Below are 16,859 nucleotides of genomic sequence, written 5' to 3'. Positions count from 1 at the left end.
GATTCCGCCTTGTCGGTCCTCCGCGAACTCCTGTAGTCATGTAATTGCGACGCCGCGAAGGCCATTTCCAGAACACGCACGTTCCACCGTGCACGCACGAACCCTCCGCACTGTCGCCGGAATATGCCACACCGAACATGACTGGGAGACGACCGGCCCGCACGGGCAAGACCGTCACGACCAGAAAACCACCACGCCCAAACGAGCCAGGGAGAACTGCTGTGAAACCTGCGGTCAACGATCGGTTCGCGAAGGATGCGAGCACCGAGGAGATCCTGACCAGCGTCCGCACGAACGGCTACGCCATCGTGGAGGACGTCCTCTCGCACGAGACCGTGGACGCGCTGCTCGAGGAGATGACGCCCTACATCGACGCCACGCCCTTCGGGCCGGACGCGTTCGCCGGCCAGACGACCAAGCGCACCGGCAGCCTGGTCGCGCGGTCGGAGACGGGCCGGAAGCTGGTCACGCACCCGCTGTGCCTGAGCGTGGCCCGGGGGCTGCTCAACACCTCGACGGAGATCCAGCTCTCCCAGACCCAGCTGATCAGCGCTTACCCGGGTTCGGTCAAGCAGAAGCCGCACAAGGACGAGCTGATCTGGGACTTCTTCCCGTTCGCGGTGGACCACCACGTGATGTGCCAGTTCTTCTGGGCGCTCACCGACTTCACCGAGGAGAACGGCGGCACTCACGTGTGGCCCGGAACCGATCCGGTGGCCCCGGCGGACGTCAAGGAAGAGGACGCCGTTCCGGTGCGGATGCGGAAGGGTTCGGTGTTCATCTTCAACGGGAAGGTCGTCCACGGCGGCGGCCACAACCGCACCGACAAGGTTCGCCAGGGGCTCATCCAGAGCTACTGCTCCGGATGGGTCCGCCAGGAGGAGAACCAATACCTCGTCGCCCCGCCGGAATTGGCCCGCACCTTCGACGAAGAACTGCTGAAGATCATCGGTTACCAGCAGGGCTGCTTCGCGATGGGCTACGCCGGGGACATCGAGGAACCGATGGACGTGCTGTTCGGCCGCAAGTCGGAGACGCCGATCGTGCCCTCCGCCGCGGCCAGCCGGGCTAAGAACGACACCGGCCGCGAATGGGCCACCGACGTGGCCGAACGAACGGTCTGACCCGACTCCCGGGAACGACGGGACCGCGCAGTCCGGCGGATTCCGCCGGGACCGGTCCCGTCGTTCCGGGCGGAACGCGGGGCCGCCAGAACACACAGCTCCAATCCGAGAAAGGGTGTCGATGACCTCCGTCCAGGAATCTCCGTCCGTGATGCCGATCATGAACATGGTGTACGGCCTGTGGGTGTCCCAGACGCTCGTGACCGCGCACGAGCGGGACGTGTTCGGCCGCTTCGCCGAGCGCCCCGGGATGACCCCGGGTGAGCTGGCCGACGTGCTCGGCCTGCAGGAACGCCCCGTCGAGCAGCTGATCACCACCTGCGCCGCGCTGGGCCTGCTGCAGCGCGACGGCGCCGGCTACCGCAACACCCCGATGACCGACAAGTACCTGCTGCGCGGCGGTGAGGACTACGTCGGCGGCTGGATCGAGGTCGTGTCGCGGCACGACTACCCGGGCTGGCTGAAGCTGGACGAGGCGCTGGCCACGAACAAGCCGACGGCCTGGGACACCGAGAAGCAGACCTCGATGTTCGACAACACCGACACGGTGTTGGTCGAGACGTTCTGGGAGGGCATGGCCGCGATCTCCCGCCCCACGGCGCAGGCCGTGGCCGGGGCCGTGGACCTCTCCGACGCGCGCTCACTGCTGGACGTCGGCGGGGGCGGCGGGGCCTACGCCGTCGGGATGACCCGGGCGTACCCGCAGCTGCGGGCCACGATCTTCGACCTGCCCTTCGTCTGCGACCTGACGGAGAAGAAGGTGCAGCGCACCGAGCTGTCCGACCGGATCTCCTTCGCGCACGGGGACTTCTTCAACGACCCGCTGCCGACCGGGCAGGACGTGGTGCTGCTGTCGATGATCCTGCACGACTGGGACGAGGACCAGTGCAAGCACATCCTGCGGTCCTGCTACGACGCCCTGAAGCCGGGCGGGCGGTTGCTGGTCAGCGAGCTGCTGGTCGACGACACCAAGGACGGCCCGCTGGACGCCACGCTGATGAGCCTGTCGATGCTGGTGGAGACCTTCGGCCGCAACTACACCGGTGCCGAGTACCGGGAGTGGCTGCTGGAGGCCGGTTACACCGACGTCGAGATCCGCCCGTTCGACGCCCCGGCGGCGAACGGGGTCGTGGTCGCCCGCAAGCCGTGAGCCCGGCGCGGCGACCGCCGCGCTGACACCCAGGTCGCGGGTGGTGCGGCGGCCGGGACCGGTGAGGCGGCGTTCGGGCCGTCCACCGGGACCGCGCCCCCGGCCCGGCCCGAGCTCCCGGCTCACCGCGAACCGGCCTCCGCACCCCCGCGCCGCGATCCGGCGGCACGCCCCGGACCGAGCAGACGAGGACATCACGATGGACATCCCCCTGGACAGCAGCGGAACCGCGCGCAGGAAGTCCACTCCGATCGTCGCTGACGCCGATCTCCAGACCCTGCGCAAGCAGATCGACCAGCTCGACGCGGAACTGCTGGACGTCATCCAGCGCCGGTCGGAGATCTCCCGCGCCATCGGCGCCGCCCGCACCGCCGCGGGTGGCCCGAAGATCGTCTACAACCGCGAGCTGGAAGTCCTGGCCCGCTTCCGCGCGCTGGGCGCGGAGGGCAAGGAGCTCGCCATGATCCTGCTCCGCCTCGGACGCGGCCCGCTGGGGCGGTGAGCCCCGCCCGCCGCGCGGCACGAATCGAGAGGCAGTGGTGATGAGCACCGAATCGTCCAGGCAGCTCAAGAGATCGGCGATGGGCGCGCCGGGCATCGTCTTCTTCGTGGTCGCGGCGGCCGCCCCGCTGGGCGCGACGCTCGGCGCGGGCCCCGTGGCGTTCGCCGCCACGGGGCCCGGCGTACCCGGCCTGTACCTGGTGGCCAGCGTGGTGCTGCTGCTGTTCGCGGTCGGCTACGCCGCGATGAGCCGCCACGTCACCGACGCGGGCGGGTTCACCGCCTACATCGCGCTCGGCCTGGGACGCCGCGCCGGGCACGCTTCGGCCGGCGTGGCGCTGCTGGCCTACAACTGCCTGCTGCTCGGCGTCGCCGGGCAGTTCGGCGTGTTCGCCCAGGACCTCTCGCGCGGCTGGGGGCACGAAGTGCCCTGGCAGCTGGCCGCCGCCGCGGCCCTGCTGCTCGTGGGAGTGCTGGGCTACCTGGAGATCGACCTGTCCGCGAAGGTGCTGGGCGTGCTGCTCGTCGCCGAAGTGCTGGTGCTGCTCGTCTTCGACGTCGCGGTGATCGCGCGCGGCGGCGCGGACGGGCTCGACGCGGCGGGCTTCGCCCCCGGCAACCTCCTCGCCGGGGCGCCGGGGATCGCGCTGCTGTTCGCGTTCACCTGCTTCATCGGTTTCGAGGCCACCACCGTCTACGGCGAGGAAGCCCGCGAGCCGCGCCGCACCGTCCCCCGCGCCACCTACGTGGCGGTGCTGGTGATGGGCGGTTTCTACACGCTCACCACCTGGGCGATCGGGCTCGCCCACCCCGCCGAGGAGATCGCGGCCCGCGCCGGGGAAGACCCGGTCGGCTTCGTCACCGCGCTCAACACCGCGTTCGTCGGCACGTTTTCCACCGAGCTCATGCAGGTCCTCGTCGTCACCAGCGTGTTCGCGGTGCTGCTGGCGCTGCACAACACGCTGTCCAGGTACCTGTTCTCGCTGGGGCGCGGCGGGCTGCTGCCGGAGTTCCTCGGTCGCACCCACCCCCGGCATCGCAGCCCGCACCGGGCCAGCGCGGCGCAGAGCGGGATCACCGCGCTGGCGCTGGCGGTCTTCCTCGCGGCGGGCGCGGACCCGTTCGGGCAGCTGTACCCGTGGATGATGGGGATCGGCACGGTCGCCGTGCTGGTGCTGCAAACGGCGGTGGCGGCGGCGGTGCTGGTGTTCTTCCGGCGGCGGGTGCGCGGTCCGCGCTGGCAGACCGCGGTGGCCCCGCTGCTCGGGATGCTGGGGCTGGCGGCCGGGATCGTGCTGGCGGTGGCGAACTTCGACGTGCTCACCGGGCTCACCGGGGGCGCGGCCTTCCTGCTGCCGTGGCTGATCCCGGTCGCGGCGCTGCTCACCCTCGTCGCGGCCGAGGTCTCGACCCGCCGGGGCCACCCGGTGCACCTCGGCGCGACCGCGCTGTCCGAGCGGGACGGCCCCGCCCCGGACCGCACCCCCGCGGCGCGGTGAGCGGAAGCGGGCGCGGTGCCGTCCGCCCGCTACCCGGCGGTCCCGGGCGCGCGGACCGTCGCGGCGGCCGGGAGCTCGACCGCGATCGCGAGCGCGCCCTGCTCCAGCGGGCGGGCGGTCGCCGAACCTCCGTGCGCCTCGGCGATCGCGCGGACCACCGAGAGCCCGATCCCGGAGCCGCGCGGCAGCCGCACCCGGTCCAGGCGCAGCCGCCGGAACGGCTCGAACCCGGGCCGGCCGGGCGAACCGGGCGGCCCGGGCGTTCCGAGCCAGCCGGGCACCGCCCCGGTTCGAGCGTGCCGGGTCAGCCCGGGGTGCCCGCCGACGGCGTGCCCTGCGTCCCCGGCCAGCCGAGCGAACCGGGCGGCCCGGGTGCGCCCGGCTCACCCGGGGTCCCGAGCGAGCCCGGCGTCCCGGGTGTCCCGGGTGCGCCCGCCGGTCGCTGATCTCCCCGCGCGCCTCCGCCGCCCGGTTCCGTCCGCAGTGGACACCGGAACCGGGCGGCGGTCTCGCGACCACCGCACCACGACCTAAGATGGGTGAGGCAGGACACTCTTCCGGATCGCGAGGGACCCGAGCTTGACCCTGCCGCGACGGCATGGTTTCGACTGGTTCCCGTCGGCGCGCCCCGCGCCGACGGCAACGTCTCTCTCGAATCGAGGTACTGGTCGTGGCGTGGAGCACCCGCGAGATCGCCGAGCTCGCCGGTACGAGCCTGCGGGCCGTCCGGCACTACCACGAGGTGGGGCTGCTCGAAGAACCCGAGCGGCGGGCCAACGGCTACAAGCAGTACGGGGTCGCCCACCTCGTCCGGGTGCTGCGGATCAAGCGCCTCACCGACCTCGGGTTCTCGTTGTCCCAGATCGCCGCCATGGGCGACACCGACGACCACCCGGAGGAAGCCCTGCGCACCCTCGACGCCGAGCTCGCCACGACCATCGACCGCCTGCAGCGGGTGCGCGTGGAGCTGAGCCTGATCCTGAGCCGGTCGGCCCCCACCGATCTGCCCACGGACTTCGCCCCGGCCGCAGCGAACGCCTCGCTGTCCGACTCCGACCGCTCCTTCGTGGTGGTGCTGTCCCGGCTGCTGGGCCCGCAGGGGATGCAGGCCTACGCCGACCTGCTCAACGACCTCCCGCCGGACCCGGTGCAAGCCGAGTTCGACGAGATCACCGAGGACGCCGACGAGGCCACCCGGGACGACCTGGCCGCCCGCCTGGCCGCGCACACCCGCGAGGTGTTCAAGCGGCATCCCGCCGTCGCCACGCTGCACGAGGACGCGCGCGGCGGCCAGCGCTTCGTCGCGGACACGGTGAACAAGGCCGCGCTCGACCTCTACAGCCCGGCTCAGCTCGACGTGATGCGCCGGTCGTTCAAGCTCATGGAGGAGCAGCGCGCCGCCGGCGAGGAGTGATCGGCGCTCCACCGGTGATCGCGGGCGATTCGTCCGCCCGGCCGCACCTTCGTCCCGAAGGGCGATTCTCCGCGGCGAACGCCTGGGAATGCCGTTCGCGACCGCTCCGCGGTCGCGGTGGCGAGCACCGGGCGACCCCGTCGCCCGACGCGACACGCCGATCCCGGCGGGGGGCTGACGGCCACTCGGCGAAGCGGGAGGATGTGCCGGTGACGAGTCCTGCCGATGATGATGAGACCGGCCCCTCCTTCGCCGCCGGGCCGAACACCGTGTGCTTCACGTGCGCCGGGTTCCGCAAGGTGAGCGAGCCCCGGATCTACGTCATCCAAGCCACCCGGGAGACCGAGACCGGGATGACGATGGGCGAATGGCGCACCTGCCCGCACTGCGGCGGGGCGGGCAGGATCGCTGGCGTGGTACCGCCCTGCTGACCGCGTTCCGGTAATCGCGGAATCGCTCGCGGAGCGGAGGAGTGCGCGGGCACCTCTCGCCGCTCTCCCCGATCCGCTCCACCGGCGTCGGGCGACCGGGTGGTTCGTGCCGCCGGACTCGGCGCGGGGCGGACCGAGCGCGGGTTTCGGCGGCGTTGAGCTCGGCGATCTCGCGCATCCGATGATCGGCGGTGTTCGAGGGCGCACGCCCATCAGCGCCGCGCGCCGCGCGCGCCGCCAGCGGTGCGCAGCGCCCCGGGAGCGGGTCCCGCTCGGTGGCGTGCACGTCGGTCAGGGACCCGGCGCGCTCCCGGACGCACATCACCGAGGCCGCGGTGGTGATCCCGCGAGCACCACGGCAGCAGCTCGACCACCTCGACCGGGGCGCGGCTCCGCCGGGCGATCCCGCGCTGAAGTGCTCCCACGCCGCCAGCCCGGTGCTGTCCTCCCCTTGCTCGCGGGACCATCGGGGTGTACATGTATCAACATGTCTAAACAGGTGTCTCCCGGGAAGCGACAGCAGATCGTCGACACCCTCGCCCAGCGCATCCGCGACGGCCACTACCGGCTCGGGGAGAAGCTGGACGGGGAGCTGCGGCTCGCCGCGGAGTTCGACGTCTCGCGGGGCACCGTGCGCCAGGCGCTCAACGAGCTCCAGCACCAGCGGCTCATCGCCACGGAAACCGGGCGCGGTTCTTTCGTCATCTTCGACGGGCACCAGCTGAGCCAGGACCGGGGCTGGGCCCAGTCCCTCGCCGCCACCGGCAGCGAGATCACCGTCGCCGTCCTGGGCGTCGAGCGCGTGCGGCGCGCCGACGTGCCGCTGCTGCCCGCCGAGGTCCGGATGGACCAGGGCATCGCCATCCGCCGCGTCCGGATCCTCCGCTCGGCGGACGACACCGCCGAACCGGTGTCCTTCGAGTGCTCCACCGTCCCCGCCGAGGGCCGCCTCGCGCAGCTGCCCGAGACCGGACTGCTCCGGGGCTCGATCTCCCAGACCCTCGCGCAGGCCGGCTTGTCACCGACGCGCGGCACCCAGCGCGCGGACGTGCACCCGCTGGACGAGCGGGAGGCGGAAATCCTGCGCCGCGACGCGGGAACCGCCTTCCTCCGCACCGCCCGAACCTCGTTCACCGCGGACGGCAGGTTCGCCGAGCACGTCGTCTCGCTGCTCGACCCCCGGCACTTCACGCTCGCGCTGACCTTCGGGGACGAGCGGTGAGCGCCTCCCGCTCCGACCGCGCGCACGGCGCCCTGGCCGGACTCGCCCTCGGCGACGCGCTCGGGATGCCGACCCAGTCGATGCCCCGGTGCCTGATCCGCGAGCGCTACGGGCGGATCCGCGACTTCACCGACGGCGCCGCCGACCAGCCGATCGCCCCCGGGATGCCCGCCGGCTCCGTCACCGACGACACCGACCAGGCGCTGATCGTCGCGCGGCTGGTCGCCGACGGCGCCGGGAGCATCGACCCGCGCGCCTTCGCCGCGGAGCTGATCGCCTGGGAGCAGGTCATGCTCGAACGCGGCTCGCTGGACCTGCTCGGCCCCTCCACCAACGCGGCCCTGGCGAAGCTCCAGGCGGGCACCTCGCTGGAGGAGACCGGTCGGCACGGGACCACGAACGGGGCCGCGATGCGCATCGCGCCCGTCGGACTCGCCCACCCACCGGGCGAGCGCCTGGTCGACGCGGTCGTCGAGGCCAGTCGCGTCACCCACAACACCGGGCTGGGGATCTCCGCCGCCTGCGCGGTCGCGGCAGCCGTCTCGGCGGGCGTCGAGGGCGCGGACACCACCGGGGCGCTCGACGCCGCCACCGCCGCCGCCCGGGCGGGCGAGGCGCGCGGCCACTGGGTCGCGGGCGCCTCCGTCCCCGCCCGGCTGGACGCCTTCCGCCCGCACGCGCGCTCGCTCGGCGCCGAGGACTTCGACACCTTCCTCTCCGAGGTGGTCGGCACCTCGGTGCACTCGCAGGAGTCCGTCGTGGCGGCCCTGCTGCTCGTCGAGCGCGGGACCGACTCGCCGTTCGACGCGCTGTGCACCGCGGCCTCCCTCGGCGGCGACACCGACACCGTCGCCGCCATGGCCGGAGCCGTGCTGGGGGCCGTGCACGGCGTCGGCGCGTTCCCGGAAGCGGCGCTGCGCCGGGTTCTCGACGTCAACGGCCTGGACCTGGACTCCCTCGCGCGGCGGCTCCTCGCCGTGCGGCCATCATCGACGAAGACGAGGTGACCCCGTGTCCGAGACTTCCACGGCGGACCCGGCCCGCCCGGCGGGCGCCCTCGGCGCGGTGGAGCAGCGCGGCATCGAGCCCGTGCCCGTCGCCGAGCGGCGCGGGAACCCGCTGCAGCTGTTCTGGGTGTGGTTCGCCGCGAACATCTCCGTCGTCGGGATGCCCCTCGGCGTCAGCCTCGTCGCGCTCGGCCTGTCCGCGTGGCAGGCGGTCCTCGTGGCGGTCCTCGGCGCGTTCGGCTCCTTCGCGCTGGTCGGACTGATCTCCGTCGCCGGACGGCGCGGCGGGGCGCCGAGCCTCACCCTCTCCCGCGCTCTCTTCGGCACCCGGGGCAACGCGGGTCCCACGGCGGTCGCACTCGTCTCGCGGCTCGGCTGGGAGACCGTGAACACCTCGACGGCGGCCCTCGCGATCGTCACAGCCGCCTCGCTGCTCGTCGGCACCGGCGGGGACGCGAAGTCCGCACCGATCGTCGCCGTCCTCGGCGTGGTGCTGTTCGTCGGCTGCACCGTGGCCGTCTCCGGGATGGGCCACGGCGCGATCCTCGTCGTGCAGAAGTGGTCCACCTGGATCTTCGGCGCGGCGAACCTGCTGATCCTCGGGTTCCTCGCCGTCACCATCGACTGGCAAGCGGTGGGGCGGGTTCCCGGTGGTGACCTCGCCGCGGTGCTCACCGGGATCGGCACCATCGCGGCGGGCACCGGCATCGGCTGGGCGAACTCCGGGGCGGACATGGCCCGCTACCAGGCCCCGGCCGTGCGCGCGCTGCCGCTGGTGATGTCGGCCTCCGCCGGGGCGGGCATTCCGCTGGTGGTCATGATCAGCATGGGTTCGGTGGTCGGCGCGTCCGATCCGGCGATCGCCGCGTCCGCCAACCCCCTCGACGCCATCCGCGGCATCCTGCCGCCCTCGGTCGCCGTCGGTTACCTGGTGATCTCGTTCGTCGGCCTGCTGCTGTCCAACCACCTGTCGGTGTACTCGGCGGGCCTGACCACCCTCACCCTCGGCCTGCGGGTGCGGCGGGTCTGGGCGGTGATCGTCGACGTGGTCGTCACCACCGTCGCGTCGTTGCTGTTCCTGCTGGTCGCCGACGGGTTCTACGGCCCCTTCACCACGTTCATCTCGCTGCTGGCGGTGCCGATCTCGGCCTGGATCGGAATCTTCCTGGTCGACCTGCTCCGCCGACGGGAGTACGACCCGGTGGCCCTGCTCGACCTCAGCCGGAACGGCGCCTACTTCTACACGGGCGGCGTGCGCTGGTCCGCTCTCGGGCCGTGGCTGGTCTCGATCGTCGTCGCGGCGCTGTTCATGCGGATCACCCCCGGCGAGGTCCCGTGGTACACGGGCCCGCTGCACGACACCTGGGTCGGGGCCAACGGGATGGCCTGGCTCGTGGCCGCCGTCGTCGGCGGCGCGCTGTACGCGGTCTTCGGGCTCCGCTCCGCGGCGGGCGCGCGATGAACCCCGGCCGCGTGATCCACACCGGTCAGGCCGTCGTCGACCTCGTGCTCCGGGTGCCCTCGGTCCCGTCCGCCGGAGGCGACGTGTTCGCCTCCGGGCACGAGTTCCTGGCCGGTGGCGGCGTGAACGTCATGGTGGCGGCCGCCCGCGACGGCGCCCGGGTCGTGTACGCGGGCGGGCACGGCACCGGACCGTTCGGCGACGTGGTGCGCGCCGCGCTCGCGGCGGAGTCCGTGGAGCTCACCACCCCCGCCGACCCCAGCACCGACACCGGCTTCAGCGTCGCCCTGGTAGACGACCGCGCGGAGCGCACGTTCGTCTCCACCACCGGGGCGGAGGGCGCGGTGACCGCGACCCAGCTGCGCCGCACCGAACCGAGCGCGGGCGACGTGGTCTACGCCTCGGGCTACTCGCTGATCCACGAGGCCAACCGTGCCGCGCTGCTGGAGTGGCTGCCGACCGTTCCCGCCGGGTGTCCCGTGGTCGTGGACCCCGCCCCCGTGATCGGCGAGGCCGACCTCGACGCGGTGCGCGCCCTGCTGGACCGCGCGGACGTGTGGACCACGAACGAGCGGGAGGCGCTGGTCCTGCTCCGGCGGCTGCGTCCGACGACCGAGCGCACCGGCCCCGCCGAGGTGGCGCCCGCGCTCGCCGACGCCACCGGCCTCGCGGTCGTGCTCCGGGCCGGCCCGCGCGGAGCGCTCCTCGCGGCTCCCGGCGGCGACGTCCTGAGCTGCCCCGCGCCCGAGGTCGAAGCCATCGACACCAACGGAGCGGGTGACGCCCACGCCGGAGTGCTGTGCGCCCGCCTGGCCGCCGGGGAGGGCCTCGAACCGGCCGTCCGCCGGGCCACCACCGCGGCTGCCATCGCCGTCACCCGACCGGGGCCCGCGACGGCACCGACGGCCAGCGAGGTGGACGCGGCGCTCGGCCGAAGCTGAACCGAGCGGAAGCGGGCGCGCGTCCGACTCGGTGTCCGGGCCGCAGGCGCCGGGCGCGCGGCGAGGATCGTTTCCGCTGGTCACGACCTAAAGTGGGCGCAGTTGGGTTCGAACCAACGACCCCCTGCTCGTAAGCATCAGCGCCCCAGCGATGTGCGTGACCAGGAACTTCTTGGTCGGCGACGAGCGTGGGGCCACAGTTAAGGGCTCGCAAAAAATCTTGCCCGACGCGCCGAAAACCTCACCCGAACAGACCAGCCGAGACGCAGCATCCCACAACGACAGCACCAAGAGCAGGACACGAACCCGCGCATGCGGGGGCGTCACTTCGGGCCACCCGCTCACCCACCGCAACGACGGTGGCGCGGGAGGCCGGGCAGAGCCGGACGCACAGCGTGCGATCGCGGCACGCGGTGCGTTCGGCTCTGCGGCAGGGCTGCTCTGAACTTCTCCCAGCTGGACGGAGACTCCGACGCGCGTCAGCAACCGCTGGGAAAGTTCCTCCTCGGACAGGTCCGCAGCAGCGGTCAGCCGGCCTCAGCAGTGGTGAGCCCGTGTCCGACCGCCAGATCGACCGCGGAAACGTAGTCATCAGCCGCAATGGGCGCGCGCAGGAGTTCGGGAGTGAGTTCGAACGCGTCCACGAGCATCGCCGAGTACGGCAGGAGCTGTTCGCACAGCGAGTCGATCTCGCGAGGCAGTCGCTCCACCTGGTCGGGGCGCACAGCTCCCCGAGCGAGGTACCAGCCGCTGTCCCGGTCAATCTCGCCGAGACCGTAGATCTTCGACAGCAGTTCCAGCGCAGCACGGCTTTCCGCGATCCCGGCACCGCTGGCCATCGCCGAGAACCGCTCCAAGGCCAGTCTGGTACCGCGGGTGCGAGCCATCGACATGGCAGTGCTCATGTTGTCGTTCCAGCGGGCGTGCAGGCTCTGCCCCTCTTGGGCCTGTGCGGACATCTGCTGTTGCGCTTCCCAGCGCAGGCTTTCCTCGCGATACCGCAGCAGGTCACGATGAAAATCGCAGTCGTCGAGTTCAGCGGGCGCCGGCGGCCGGGGAACCGGCTTGCCGTGTCGTGCGGTCATCAACTGGCTGGCCACCGTGGCGAGCAGTGGCAGGTTGTCCCCCTCGGCGGTGACCACGCCCTGCGCCATCGGAATGTAGTCCGCGATTCGATTGATCGAGAACATGCCCTGTGCACCGCACCGCTCCCGGCAGACGTGGAGGACCTCGGACATCTCCCAGCTCGACACCACCTTGGCGATCGAGATCAACTGGTTGACCTCGGTCCGGTTCGTCTCGTCACAACCGAGGTACTCCCGTTTCACGTGATTGAGCAGGAAAGTCATCGCGTAAACACGGGCCAGCGCGGTGAACAGCGCTGTCTGCTGACTGCGGAACGCGATGATCGGCATCTCGCCGTTTCCGGGGCCGGCCGTCAAACGCTGCCACGAGTACCGGATCGCGATGTAAGTGCTGGCCCGCCCAGCTGAGACCAGCGCACCGCTCAAGCAGATCCGCCCCGGGGTCACCCTGTCCAGGACGCGCAGCACCTGCCTGCGCTTGTTCTTCACGATGCTGCGGAACTCTCCCTCGGAGGTGAGTTCGCCCATGTTCCCGGTCAGCAGATTCCTGCGCGGAATGCGGACGTTCTCGAACCGGGTCACACCGTTGTCCAACGCGAATCCGGGCTTCTCCGGAAGTCGCTCGACGTGAACGCCCGGACGCAGGCCGTCCCGGTCGGAGATCCGCACGATGAACGGGAACACGCCACGGTCGACCCCGGAAACATCGAGCCGCGCCAGCACCACCGCCAGCTTGGGGATGTCGGTGATTCCGGTGTTCGGCATGAACTTCTGCGCCCGAGCGTTCGGGGTGTTCAGCACGAACTCGCCATTCGCGTGATCGTAGACCGCCACGGTCTCCAACGCCGCGATGTTGTTTCCATAGCCGAGTTCGGTGGCGATCAGCAGGCCAACCGAGGACATGCTGCTGAGCTCTTCGAGGTAATCGTCGAGGTCGTCTCGTTCCGCACTGTGCGCGAGAATGGTCCCCATGCACAGGTTGTAGTGGATGTTCAGCACCGGAAGAGTGGTGGTATCCGCCAGGCACGACCACTCGCTGATCGCGAACATCCGCTCGGGGTCGCGCACCAGCTCACCGTGCCGGCCCGTGCGGTCGTGCAGCCAGCGAGCCCGCTCGTAGGACAACCGCCCCGCGTCCAGGGCCGACAGTCCCGGCCGCGAATCGAACAGCGGGCGCTCCAGCTCGGTGCGCAGGTCCTCGTGCAGGCTCGCGAACTTGCCATCGAAGAGGAGCGCGACGAGCTCGTCATGGGCGTCCGCACTGTGGTTTTCGGCCTGCTCCAGGCGTTCCGCGGAGCGTGTCATGGGGATCCTCACCGTTGTCTCAGACGCAGGCGAACGCCAGAACCGCGTTCTGCCCGCCGAATCCGAATGAATTGCTGAGCGCCACCCGGACTTCACCCGCCCGCGCCGCCCCTGCGACGAGGTCGACGTCGACCCGCGGATCCGGATTGTCCAAATTGGCAGTAGGGGGAATGCACGCGTGCTGGAGCGCGAGGATGCTGTAGGCGGCTTCGATCGCACCGGCGGCACCGAGCGCATGTCCGGTCACGCCCTTGGTCGAGCTCACGGCGGCATGGTCACCGATGACCCGCCGAATGGTCGCTGCTTCGGCCACGTCGTTGAGCGGCGTTGAAGTACCGTGAGCGTTCACGTGCTGCACCTCCTGCGCGGTGAGGTCGGCATCTTTCATCGCGGTTCGCAACGCCTGCTCGGCCCCGGCACCGTCCGCATCCGGCGCGGTGATGTGATGTCCGTCGGCGGACGCTCCGTAACCGACGACGTGGCCCCGCACCCGTGCCTTCCTGGCCTGGGCATGGCGTTCGCTCTCCAGGACGAGCACGCCAGCACCTTCGGCGATGACGAAACCGTCGCGTGCCTCGTCGAACGGGCGGGATGCCGCCCCAGGATCGGCATTGTTCCTCGACAGGGCCCGCATCCGGTTGAAGGCGGCGACGAACAGCGGAGTCACCACCGCCTCGGTGCCACCGGCGATCACGATGTCGGCCGCACCGGAGCGGAGGAGGTCGCGAGCCGTGCCGATCGCGCTCGCGCCGGAGGCACACGCCGTGCAGACCGTCAGGTTCGGCCCGCGGGCACCGAACTCGATCGCCAACCGGCCAGCGGCCATGTTGACGAGCCCCATCGGGAGGGTCAGGGCAGAGACTTTCGCCGCGCCCCGATCGAGGAGCCGGGTCTGCTGGTTTTCCATCGTCGAGCTGCCGCCCGCGCCGGACCCGAGAACGACGGCGACGCGCGAGCCGTCCCAGCTCTCCGGGGAGAGTCCTGCATCTCGGATGGCCTCGCGGGCCGCTACCAGGGCGAACTGCTGATGCCGATCGAGTTGCCAGGTCTTCTGCTCGCCCAGGCTCGCGGCGGGATCGAAGTCAGGCACTCGGCATGCGAAGTTGACCGGGAGGCCGTCCAGCTCCGGATCGACGGCCGCCGTCGGCCGCCCGGACGTGACGCGATCCCAGTTCGCTTCGATCCCGGTGCCAGCGGGCGTGATCAACCCCAGCCCGGTGACCGCCGCGGCGAACCCAGGCATCAGGCGGCCACGCCTTTTTGCTTCAGCAACTCGGCGAGATCGGCCAGTGTCGCTAATTTTTCCATTTCTTCATCGGACACCTCGATGCCGAAATTCTGCTCGAGGACTTCTCCGAGTTCCACCTGCGCCAAGGAGTCCAGTCCCAGGTCGTCGAACGACGCGTCGGGGCTCACATCATCGGGGTCAACTTCAAACCGACTGGTCAAGAGCTCCCCGACACGGCTGATCAGTTTTTCCACCATAGCCTCTTTTTCATCGAATCAGATAGAATCAGAATGGACTCGTGGTCACGACGTCCGGCCACACGAGCACTGTCGAGCCCCATGAAAGCCCCGCTCCGAACGCGGTCATCAACACGCGGTCACCCGGCCTCAGGTGGCCGTTGGCGCAGGATTCCGCGAGAACGAGAGGGATGGAAGCGGCCAGCGTGTTGCCGACCCGGTCGATGTTGGCTGGAACCCGGTCCTGCGCAATACCCAGGCGTTGGGCGACCGATGTGAGAATTCGAATGTTCGCCTGGTGCCCCACGAAACGATCGACATCCGCCACCGCCCAGCCCGCCCGGTCCAGCACGGTGTTCGCCGACGCTGTCATCCGTGCCAGCGCGTGTTGGAAGATGGCCCGCCCGGCCATCGACAGGTACCAGTCCTCTGTTGGCACGTCGTCGTTGCCGAGCCTGGTCGACGCGCGCTGCCTGGAACCACCGGCCGCGACCGCGAGCAGGTCGGCGTTCTCGCCATCGCTGCCCAGATCGAACGGCCCGATCGCGCCCGGTTCGTCGGGACTCCCGCGGCGCAACACCACCGCACCAGCGCCATCACCGAAAATCGGCGCCGTCGCCCGGTCCTCCGGGTTGACGAACGTGGAGAACGCTTCCGCACCGATGAAAAGCACCGTCTCGGCGACGTCGGCGGCAATGAGCCCCGCACAGGTGGCAAGCCCGTACACGAACCCGCTGCAGGCGGAAGTCAGGTCGAAGGCGGCGACCGCCCCCACGCCCAGTCTCGACGCCACCTCCGGCGCGCCCGCCGGACAGGTCCGATCAGGCGAGGTAGTGGCGAGGACGACCGCATCAACGGATCGCAGGCCAGCCGACTTCAACGCTCGTTCGCCGGCTTTGACCGCGAGATCCACCGTGGCCGCCCCATCGGAGACCTCGCGGCGTTCCCGGATCCCGGTGCGACTCTCTATCCACTCCTCAGTGGTGTCCAGTCGCGAGCACAGGTCACCGTTGGTCACCACCGACGGCGGCAGCCATGCCCCCAACCCCGCAATTACAGCACTCGCTGCCATCTTGTTAACTCCATCGCTCCGCCGGTAGCTTCTTCACCGAGACGGCCAACAGGAAAAGAAACATCGAACGACCAACGGAATAACTGACGATATTGCAAACCTCGCCAGGAAGTGCGCGCAGGCCGAACACAAAGCCGTCGTCACACGTTCATCGGGCTCGACAGCCGCACCCATACGACTCAGTTGGCGACGTCCGCTACGCGGTCCGCCGATTTCGACACCAGTGTCCTGCATCGCCAAGGCATGAAAACACGGACCGCAGCGATTTATCGGCGAAGTCGCCGCGGCTCGAGCCCGCTCCAACGACACCGATTTCGTCACTTTCGGTCACCTTTTTTTCACTGCAACAACACCGTACCCGAGGTCCACATCGGACAACAAGAGGTCTGTTCGAGTGACTGGCATCACATGACTCTCCGTATATCTCAGATAACCCGAACCAAATTCTCGGCCAAATTTCCATCAAGGGATGAACTGCGTGGACACCTCGACGCATCTCCGCAAACAACTCGGAGCAACACTCGAATTGATATCCCAGGAAACCGCCACCACTGGCCCGCACGCAGGGCACGGGCGCACAATCCTGGACTTGACGATTTCATGAGGAGTTCACCGCGCACTCGCGGATGATCAGGCCTTTTCCATCCGCGTTGCCCGCGCCGGGGCCACCTCGCGGAATGCCTGATAATCGTTGGCACTCCGAGCGGAAGTGCACGTTCCTTGCTCGTCATCTCGCCGAGCTGATACACGGGCGGGCATCATCGCAATGCTCTCCGGCCTTGTCCCTCGGCTGCGATCTCCACCCATTCCACGGAGAGAGCGCGCGCGACTTCAGCCAGAACGAGCCGCCGCACGGACCTGCGTGCGCTGCGCACGGCAGGATGTGCCGCCGTACGCCGCCCCGGCGCGGGCGCAGGACCTGCGCGGCCTGCCCCCGACCTACCTCTCGACCATGGAGCTGGACCCGCTGCGGGACGCAGGGCATCGCTGATGCGACGGCGGGAACGGCGAGGGGTGTCCCTCTGCGCGCCCAAGATCGTCTTGACCGACGCCGGCCCACTTCGGCCCCTTGTCAAAGCCACTGATCTGAAGGTCGAACATGACCTACCAGAGCAAAATCAAGGGCTCGCTGGACGCTGCGCGACAGGGAGCAGCCACGAACACACATCTCGTTTACGCAGG

15 protein-coding genes are annotated in these 16,859 nt (G+C 70.3%); 10 read left to right on the top strand and 5 right to left on the bottom strand.

The window, feature by feature from the left end:
- Positions 1-221 precede the first annotated feature (221 nt).
- From ACL03H_RS09625 to ACL03H_RS09610, 4 genes are all read left to right on the top strand, one after another.
- Positions 222-1,124 carry a phytanoyl-CoA dioxygenase family protein gene (locus ACL03H_RS09625; protein ID WP_412810785.1) on the top strand — a complete coding sequence of 301 codons (903 nt, stop codon included), beginning with the start codon at positions 222-224 and terminating at the stop codon, positions 1,122-1,124.
- A 121-nt stretch (positions 1,125-1,245) separates the two neighbouring features.
- Positions 1,246-2,274, top strand: a complete 1,029-nt coding sequence (locus ACL03H_RS09620) for a methyltransferase (protein WP_412810784.1) — start codon at positions 1,246-1,248, stop codon at positions 2,272-2,274.
- 199 nt (positions 2,275-2,473) lie between these two features.
- A complete protein-coding gene (locus ACL03H_RS09615) occupies positions 2,474-2,776 on the top strand; it encodes a chorismate mutase (protein ID WP_412810783.1) in 303 nt (100 codons plus the stop codon).
- A gap of 40 nt (positions 2,777-2,816) precedes the next feature.
- Positions 2,817-4,274: an APC family permease gene (locus ACL03H_RS09610; protein WP_412810782.1), complete on the top strand. Its 1,458-nt coding sequence runs from the start codon at positions 2,817-2,819 to the stop codon at positions 4,272-4,274.
- 29 nt (positions 4,275-4,303) lie between these two features.
- On the opposite strand, the gene ACL03H_RS09605 is transcribed toward ACL03H_RS09610, so the two are convergent.
- Complete coding sequence (locus tag ACL03H_RS09605) at positions 4,304-4,555, bottom strand: ATP-binding protein (RefSeq protein ID WP_412810781.1); 252 nt, start codon at positions 4,553-4,555, stop codon at positions 4,304-4,306.
- Between the two features lie 389 nt (positions 4,556-4,944).
- On the opposite strand from ACL03H_RS09605, the gene ACL03H_RS09600 reads away from it, so the two are divergent.
- The 6 genes from ACL03H_RS09600 (at position 4,945) to ACL03H_RS09575 (ending at position 10,751) form a co-directional block, all read left to right on the top strand.
- Entirely contained in the window at positions 4,945-5,688 is a 744-nt protein-coding gene (locus tag ACL03H_RS09600) for a helix-turn-helix domain-containing protein (RefSeq protein WP_412810780.1), read from the top strand.
- Between the two features lie 209 nt (positions 5,689-5,897).
- Positions 5,898-6,119, top strand: a complete 222-nt coding sequence (locus ACL03H_RS09595; protein ID WP_412810779.1) for a hypothetical protein — start codon at positions 5,898-5,900, stop codon at positions 6,117-6,119.
- A 487-nt stretch (positions 6,120-6,606) separates the two neighbouring features.
- Positions 6,607-7,341 (top strand): GntR family transcriptional regulator, encoded by a 735-nt coding sequence (locus ACL03H_RS09590; protein ID WP_412810778.1) that lies wholly within the window; start codon positions 6,607-6,609, stop codon positions 7,339-7,341.
- Complete coding sequence (locus ACL03H_RS09585) at positions 7,338-8,348, top strand: ADP-ribosylglycohydrolase family protein (protein WP_412810777.1); 1,011 nt, start codon at positions 7,338-7,340, stop codon at positions 8,346-8,348. Before ACL03H_RS09590 ends, ACL03H_RS09585 begins: the two co-directional genes overlap by 4 nt.
- A 4-nt stretch (positions 8,349-8,352) precedes the next feature.
- Entirely contained in the window at positions 8,353-9,810 is a 1,458-nt protein-coding gene (locus ACL03H_RS09580) for a purine-cytosine permease family protein (RefSeq protein ID WP_412810776.1), read from the top strand.
- Positions 9,811-9,821: 11 nt separating this feature from the next.
- Complete coding sequence (locus ACL03H_RS09575) at positions 9,822-10,751, top strand: PfkB family carbohydrate kinase (protein ID WP_412810775.1); 930 nt, start codon at positions 9,822-9,824, stop codon at positions 10,749-10,751.
- 527 nt (positions 10,752-11,278) lie between these two features.
- Here the strand turns inward: ACL03H_RS09575 and ACL03H_RS09570 are convergent.
- Genes ACL03H_RS09570 through ACL03H_RS09555 form a run of 4 tightly spaced genes read right to left on the bottom strand, consistent with a single transcriptional unit; the run spans position 11,279 to position 15,677 of the window.
- A complete protein-coding gene (locus tag ACL03H_RS09570; RefSeq protein ID WP_412810774.1) occupies positions 11,279-13,141 on the bottom strand; it encodes an acyl-CoA dehydrogenase family protein in 1,863 nt (620 codons plus the stop codon).
- A 19-nt stretch (positions 13,142-13,160) separates the two neighbouring features.
- Positions 13,161-14,384: a beta-ketoacyl-[acyl-carrier-protein] synthase family protein gene (locus ACL03H_RS09565; protein ID WP_412810773.1), complete on the bottom strand. Its 1,224-nt coding sequence runs from the start codon at positions 14,382-14,384 to the stop codon at positions 13,161-13,163.
- Positions 14,384-14,626, bottom strand: coding sequence for an acyl carrier protein (locus ACL03H_RS09560; RefSeq protein WP_412810772.1), 243 nt, complete (start codon positions 14,624-14,626; stop codon positions 14,384-14,386). Before ACL03H_RS09560 ends, ACL03H_RS09565 begins: the two co-directional genes overlap by 1 nt.
- A gap of 28 nt (positions 14,627-14,654) precedes the next feature.
- On the bottom strand, positions 14,655-15,677 hold the full coding sequence (locus ACL03H_RS09555; protein ID WP_412810771.1) for a beta-ketoacyl-ACP synthase III: 1,023 nt from the start codon (positions 15,675-15,677) through the stop codon (positions 14,655-14,657).
- Between the last annotated feature and the right edge of the window lie 1,182 nt (positions 15,678-16,859).

Origin of the sequence: Saccharopolyspora antibiotica (assembly GCF_047200635.1) — a bacterium.
Classification (GTDB): domain Bacteria; phylum Actinomycetota; class Actinomycetes; order Mycobacteriales; family Pseudonocardiaceae; genus Saccharopolyspora_C.
Note: the sequence above shows the minus strand (reverse complement) of the source record. Positions and strands in the feature narration are given on the sequence as shown.